Genomic DNA, 6,908 nt, shown 5'->3' with positions numbered 1-6,908 from the left:
CGAGGCTGGTTGCGATTACAGGATATGTGTTGGGCTGCTGATTTTATCACCCAGTTAGTTTAAAAGATGTTGGTAATGACAAGGGCTAGAAGTCAGGGGTATTAAACCCTTTATTCATTTACTAGTTACACAGAATACTCAACTGAAATTTATAAAGTAGGAGTATAGAATTTATGGTTGAAATTGATGTGAATAAGTTAGCAAAGAACCAAATACAATTAGAGTCTCAAAACTTCAAACACCAAAAAATATTGGTTGTCGATGACCATCAAATGATTTTAACTGGAACCCTCGATGTACTGAAACGACAATATCCAGACACAGAATTTCTTCAGGTGAAAACTGCACGAGACGCTTTAGAAAAAATAGCTCAGATGCAAGTAAAACAGGAAGATAGAGAGCAGGAAAAAGCACCTTTGAATTTGATTGTGGTCGATTTATCGATTCCTGCGAGTGAGGGAATGAATGCGACTACTGATACTGGAATCAAACTGATCGAGCAACTACTCAAACAATATCCAGAGCAAAATTTTTTGGTACAAAGCAGTTATGTCAAAGCTTTAGTACGGATAAAACATGAAATCGACAATCATCAGGGGGGATTTGCGATCGCTAAAATTAAACCCAATTACCAATCAAAATAAACGGCGACCAAAATGCTGGACTTGCAAACACCGATTGCTCTCCAGTTAACTCGATCATCTTAATTTGTGCTTGACGTAAAGCTTCAAGTTTCGTCATCCTTGGCTTTTTCAAATTACGATAAAATTCCTCAACTAAAAGCGCTGTTGATTTATCCTGAACTGACCATAATGAAGCTACTGCACTTTTAACACCAAGTTGTAATGCAACTCCCGCTAAATCCAATGTAGCGCGATCGTCTCCCAGTGCTGTTTGACAGGCTGTGAGTACTAACAATTCTAATGCATTTGCTTGACCGCAAAGGTTACTTAAAGCAGCTTCGAGTTCGCTAATTGTGAGTTTACTGTTATTTCCCGTGGCAATAAATGTATCTTCAGGAATTGTGCCAAATTGTGCGTGACTGACTATATGAACGATAGGAAAAATGTTTTTACTACCTAGTTCTGTTTTAAGAGTTTTTGGAGCAAATTTTGTATCAATAAAAAATCTACTATTGGGAAAAAATTGTTTCACTGCTTCAATTTCCTTTTCGGCATAGTTTAATGCTTGAAACTATTGTTTATCTATAATTGCTGCTTTCGTTAAACCCAAAATTAGAGCTTGTTCTAAGGGGCGATCGCTCGATTTTGGTGCAGTCAAGCGGATACTAGGAGTAGTTACAATTGCGTATTGTTGGATTAAATATTCTTGTGCTTGAGTTCCCAAAATGAACAAGTAGAGGAAATGGGAACTAATAGTTCCCAAATTTTGCCCACAACTCGTTCGTTTGTAATTACGGATTCAAATGCTATAATCCCGAACTTATACCCACTTAGTTCCTTTTGGAATATGTCTTTCTGTATAGTTTTTTGGCTAACTCAGAAAAAAATGGGCGAACCGGGAGTAATAATTTGAACTATAGCAATTCTGAAACTATTGTTAAAGGTAATAATCCTCTAAAGTTGGCTCGTTCTGATACTGCATGGTTGGTATTATCAGGGACAATGGCTTTGTTTGCTGTCGGAACAGCAAACGGTATAGAGCAAGGAGCGCGTCGTTACTTATTCGATATCAATCCAGGGGATGTTATATTCGGAATTTCTGTAAATTTAGAAGGGAATTCTTACTCGCTGATTGCTATTGGTTACGAAGAAACTCAGTTGCAAGCAGTAGATCTAACAAACTGGGGACAATACAGCCTAAAGGGGAATGAAAGTTTATTTCCAATTCCCTCTAGCCTGCGTCAATGGAGCGATCGCTTAGTTGCAGTTTTTGACGATACTGATATAGTTTTGGATGGAATTAAGCCAGAAGAAATTAGTGGCACAGCTGCAACCTTAGAACGCTTGCAGCAATTTCACAGCGATCTTTGGCGCTGTTTGCACGAACTAGAACAGCAGGAAGAAAAAACCCGTTTTCAGCAGTTTAACGCCCGTTTGCAACTTAATCAACAAGCTAGCGAACGGGCGTTAGGGGAATTGACGAGTATTTTTCGCCCTCAAGAAGCAGAATTTCTGCAAGAAGGAACAGAATTATTAATTGCTGTGGGTGCGGTTGGTCGGACGTTGGGAATTGAAATTCGTCCGCCTGCTAGATCGGAAGATCCCAAGCGAATAAAAGATCCCCTAGAAGCGATCGCTCGCGCTTCGCGGATTCGCACAAGGCGGGTTATTTTAAGCGGTAAGTGGTGGGAGTCTGATAGCGGCCCGTTGTTAGCATACACCGCAGAAGGCGATTGTCCAGTGGCTTTATTACCTATAGGTAGCGATCGCTATGAAGTTTTCAGTCCTCACGAACGCCGTCGCATCGCTGTCAATATAGACACAGCCAGGTTAATTTCTCCAATTGCTTATATGCTTTATCGCCCGTTTCCCGAACGGGTACTAAAAACAGTAGATATTATTAAGTTTGCGTTGCGCGGACGCGAGCGAGAAATTTTGACCGTGCTAGTGTTAGGGGTTACTTCTGCTTTGCTAGGAATGCTTACCCCCCTAGCAACAGGGATTTTGATTGATAAAGCAATTCCGGATGCCAATCGGGGAATTTTATTACAAATTGGTTTGGGTTTATTAGCAGTTAGTTTTGGAAATGCAGTTTTTAATTTAGTTCAAAATATTGCCATCGCTCGAATTGAAACTGTACTAGAGGTGCAAAACCAAGCCGCAGTTTGGGATCGGTTATTAAAATTACGAGTATCTTTCTTTCGTAAATATTCGACTGGCGACTTGCAATCTCGCGTTTCGGCGATCGCCCAAATTCACAAACTTCTCAGCAGTAACATTATCGGCACAATATTTTCTAGCTTTTTTGCGCTGCTGAATTTGGGATTGTTATTTGTTTATAGCAGTCAATTAGCATTGGTAGCTTTAGCGATCGCCTTTATTAACTTGTTAGCCACAACAATTTCTAGCATTTTTTCTCGCAGAATTATTAAGCCAATGCAAGAGTTACAAGGCGAGATATTCGGGCTAACAGTAGAACTTCTCAACGGCGTATCTAAATTGCGGGTAGCGGCGGCAGAAGAACGGGCATTTGCTTACTGGTCAAAAGGATTTAGCCAGCAACTAAAATTCATGCTCAAAAGTACAGCGATCGCCGATACAGTAACAGTTATCAATCAGGTTCTACCAACTATTAGTTCGATGCTAATTTTTTCCTTGACTGTCGGGATTATCATGCATCAGTTAGGAGGAGGCGCAAAATTTTCGACTGGAACTTTTTTAGCATTTAATAGTGCTTTTGGGCTATTTATTGGCGGTGCAACTAAATTGAGCAATGCGATTGTTAGCGTGTTAGAAGTTGCCGTACTTTGGGAACGCGCTCAACCGATTTTAACAGAATTGCCAGAAGTGGATTTAGATAAAAGCGATCCTGGTCGATTAGAAGGCGGTGTCAAATTCGATCGCGTTAATTTTCGCTACCGAGAAGACGGCCCATTAACTTTAGATAAAGTATCAATTGAAGCCAAACCAGGAGAGTTTATTGCTTTAGTCGGGCCTTCTGGTAGCGGTAAATCTACAATCGTGCGTTTGCTATTGGGCTTTGAACAACCAGAAGACGGCACGATTTATTATGACGGTCAGGATCTATCGGGTTTGGATATTTCAGCGATCAGGCGGCAATTGGGAGTAGTGCTGCAAAACGGTCGCATTAATGGCGCCTCTATTTTTGAGAATATTTCTAGCGGTGCGTTAGTAACAATGGATGAAGCTTGGGAAGCAGCAAGAATGGCGGGTTTTGCTGCCGATATCGAACAAATGCCGATGGGAATGCACACAGTAATTTCTGAGGGTGGCTCGAATTTATCTGGAGGACAGCGCCAGCGTTTATTAATTGCTCGTTCTTTGGTATTAAAGCCGAGAATTTTGATTTTTGATGAGGCGACCAGTGCTTTAGATAATCGCACGCAAGCAATTGTCAGTCAAAGTTTAGAACAGTTAAAAGTAACTCGGATTGCGATCGCTCACCGCCTTAGTACGATTCGCAATGCCGATCGCATTTATGTAATTGCAGCAGGACAGGTAATGCAGCAAGGCACGTTTGATGAGTTAATGGCTAAACCTGGAATTTTTGCCGATTTGATGGCTAGGCAAGTTGCTTAATACTATTGCCAATTGTCGATTATGAAACTATCATTTCAGCTTAGACGAGGTATCTATAATTCAACAATTGGGATTTAAAAGGTATAAATATGGCTGCTATTCCCGTTTTGATCGTGGAAGAACATCACGAAGCATTTTGGATTTGGCATTATGCTATTAGCCAAAATATCATTCCCAAGTCAAAAAATATATTGCTGCATATCGACGAACATTCAGATATGGCAACACCTAGATTTACTCGCTCTCTCAGTTCTATAAATGGCAATCTTCAAGATATTTATGATTTTACATATCACGAATTAAATATTGCTAGTTTTATTGTTCCCGCAGTTTATCAGAGAGTATTTAATCAAGTTTTTTGGCTGCGCCCAAGACAAAAAGAGGTAATTTCTCAGTTTATGTCTGTTTACGCTTGCGATCCAGAAGAAACGATATTTCTAACCAAAAATGTCAAGAATATCGGGGCAGTTTTACTCGATCCTAAATATAAAACTGCTAAATATACTTGTTTAACAGTTAAAGATGAGTTTCCTGAAAATAAAACTGTGGTTTTGGATATCGATTTAGATTACTTTTCTTGTAATAACAGATATTATAATGATAAAGGCAGAATAGAAATTACTGAATCCCAATATCAAAGTTTTCAGAGAGATAATTATCAATTTTTGCGAATAACTTATGGTAGCTCAATTAGAGCCGAGATTGAAGACGGCAAATATTATCTATTGTTTAACGAATTTCCCGAAACAGAATTATTTCCCAATATCCTGAAACTTTCCGAAGATAAAATTTTGGAGAGAATTGACCAATTAATTGAGTTTTTAGTCCAGAAAAAAGTGCAGGCCAGCATGATTGATATTTGTCGATCGCGCATTAGTGGTTATACTCCTGCCGATCAATGCCAGTTTATTGAAGATAATTTATTAAAAAGATTGGGAGAATTGTACCATCTTAATTTTGTCAGTTTAGAGCAAATTAAACCCCAACCTTTAGATACCGGCGCAGCATTAAGCCAAATTTGATTAAAATATGCCATCAGAATTTTTAGTTTCATTGAGAAAAGACATTGCTGCGATCGCGCCACCGGAAGACAGTTCTATAATTCTTCAGTTGGAGGAGCGACGACTAACATTTAAGAATCCCAAACCTGGATTGAGAACAGCTTTAAAAACTCTAGCAACTGTTTCAACTTTACCCTCGCAACTCAAAAAGATTGTTTGTGAAAGTGACGGTTTTGAGGGATGGCAAAAATTTAATTTGTATCTCAAAAAGCTGGCAAAATTGGGATGGCTTTGCTATTCAATTGTAGTAAATGATGTGGCGATCGCTACTGCCATACCCATCAGCCCTGATTTGCAAATTTCCCCCGAACCAATATCAACCACAAGCAAGTATGTTCTCTCGCGCTTTGCTTATACTCACCAAATAGCAGGGGAAACTATATTAGAATCGCCTTTATCTTTTTGCCAAATTCGGCTCAATTGGCGAGGTGCAGCTTTAATTGCACTCCTGGGCATCCCTCAGAATATTTATGAACTTTCCTCGCAAATTCCAGGTATTTCTGTAGACATAGCCGAGCAATTTATCAGTTTGCTTTTCACCAGTCAAATGCTCTCAAAAGTAGATGAAAACGGCGTAATTGCTGAGAATGAAAACTTAATCCTGGCTCAATGGGAGTTTCACGATTTGTTGTTTCATACCCGCAGCCGTGCAGGGAGACACGCGAATTCTTTTGGTGCAACCTATCGTTTTGTCGGCGAAATTGAGCCGCTACCAGTCCTAAAACCTCTAATATCTAATGATTTAATCGACCTTTATAAACCTGACTTAACTGCTTTAGCAGAAACAGATATTCCCTTAACACAAGTTTTAGAAGCAAGAAAATCAATTCGTCAGTGGGGAGAGCAACCAATTACTGTAGAACAATTAGGAGAATTTCTTTATCGAACCGCCAGAGTTAAAAATATTATTAACCATGACTTGGCAGAACTTAGCCAACGTGCCTATCCTGGTGGTGGAGCAATTTATGAATTAGAAATTTATCCAGTTATTAATCGTTGTCAAAATTTAGCATCTGGTTTATATAATTATCAACCGCTATCGCACCAACTAAACCATCTTACTGATAAAAACGAACTGGTAGAAGCCTTATTACAAAGTGCTGCTAGTTCAATGGGAGTTGAAGAAATACCGCAAATTTTACTCATGATTTCGGCTCGCTTTCAACGCTTAACTTGGAAGTATCAATCTATGGCTTATGCACTTATTCTCAAGCACGTAGGCGTTTTATACCAAAATTTTTACTTAGTAGCAACAGCAATGAATTTAGCACCCTGCGCGATCGGGGCTGGAAATGCTGATTTATTTGCTAAAGCAGTAGGATGTGATTATTATGCTGAAAGTTCTGTAGGTGAATTTGTTCTCGGTAGCCGTCCCCTTAATTCTCAAACTTAGAAAAGTAAGGATTTTAGTACTAATAGAAAATGTCAAGCAATTTTTTTGATTAGCGGTTAATGCTTTCGTTCAACTAGGAGCAAAAAGTGGACTATGTAACGTTAATTCACCTTTATACCATTTCACAAAAAATTTGATGCAAATGTAGGTTGGGTTGAGGAACGAAACCCAACACTTCAAAGCCTTGTAGATGTTGGGTTTCACTGCGTTCAACCCAACCTACGCATTTAT

5 protein-coding genes and 1 pseudogene are annotated in these 6,908 nt (G+C 39.2%); 4 read left to right on the top strand and 2 right to left on the bottom strand.

All coding sequences use genetic code 11. The annotated features are described in order from the left end of the window. Positions 1-272 precede the first annotated feature (272 nt). Positions 273-614: pseudogene (locus tag RM368_RS24230) on the top strand (hypothetical protein); the annotation flags it as partial. A gap of 4 nt (positions 615-618) precedes the next feature. On the opposite strand, the gene RM368_RS24225 reads toward RM368_RS24230, so the two are convergent. Together RM368_RS24225 and RM368_RS24220 are read right to left on the bottom strand one after the other, a co-directional pair. Further along, the gene (locus tag RM368_RS24225) at positions 619-1,155 is read right to left on the bottom strand and encodes a CHAT domain-containing protein (protein ID WP_322696399.1); all 537 of its coding nucleotides are present in this window, start codon (positions 1,153-1,155) and stop codon (positions 619-621) included. A 39-nt stretch (positions 1,156-1,194) separates the two neighbouring features. Beyond that, positions 1,195-1,386, bottom strand: coding sequence for a hypothetical protein (locus RM368_RS24220; RefSeq protein ID WP_322696398.1), 192 nt, complete (start codon positions 1,384-1,386; stop codon positions 1,195-1,197). Between the two features lie 239 nt (positions 1,387-1,625). Here RM368_RS24220 and RM368_RS24215 point away from each other — a divergent pair, with 239 nt between their 5' ends. The 3 genes from RM368_RS24215 (at position 1,626) to RM368_RS24205 (ending at position 6,677) form a co-directional block, all read left to right on the top strand. Continuing rightward, positions 1,626-4,223 carry an NHLP bacteriocin export ABC transporter permease/ATPase subunit gene (locus RM368_RS24215; protein ID WP_416212255.1) on the top strand — a complete coding sequence of 866 codons (2,598 nt, stop codon included), beginning with the start codon at positions 1,626-1,628 and terminating at the stop codon, positions 4,221-4,223. Between the two features lie 89 nt (positions 4,224-4,312). After that, positions 4,313-5,245, top strand: coding sequence for a UPF0489 family protein (locus RM368_RS24210; protein ID WP_322696396.1), 933 nt, complete (start codon positions 4,313-4,315; stop codon positions 5,243-5,245). A 7-nt stretch (positions 5,246-5,252) separates the two neighbouring features. Then, positions 5,253-6,677 carry a SagB family peptide dehydrogenase gene (locus RM368_RS24205; RefSeq protein WP_322696395.1) on the top strand — a complete coding sequence of 475 codons (1,425 nt, stop codon included), beginning with the start codon at positions 5,253-5,255 and terminating at the stop codon, positions 6,675-6,677. The last annotated feature ends 231 nt before the right edge of the window (positions 6,678-6,908 follow it).

This window comes from Nostoc sp. DedSLP03, from assembly GCF_034530815.1.
GTDB lineage: Bacteria > Cyanobacteriota > Cyanobacteriia > Cyanobacteriales > Nostocaceae > Nostoc.
The sequence above is the reverse complement of the archived record's forward strand: the minus strand, read 5'-3'. Positions and strand labels throughout refer to the sequence as shown.

What these genes read in the sequence shown, in the direction of transcription:
- RM368_RS24215 (WP_416212255.1), top strand. Translation starts at nt 1,626, where the DNA reads ATGGCTTTGTTTGCTGTCGGAACAGCAAACGGTATAGAGCAAGGAGCG.
- RM368_RS24210 (WP_322696396.1), top strand. Translation starts at nt 4,313, where the DNA reads ATGGCTGCTATTCCCGTTTTGATCGTGGAAGAACATCACGAAGCATTT.
- RM368_RS24205 (WP_322696395.1), top strand. Translation starts at nt 5,253, where the DNA reads ATGCCATCAGAATTTTTAGTTTCATTGAGAAAAGACATTGCTGCGATC.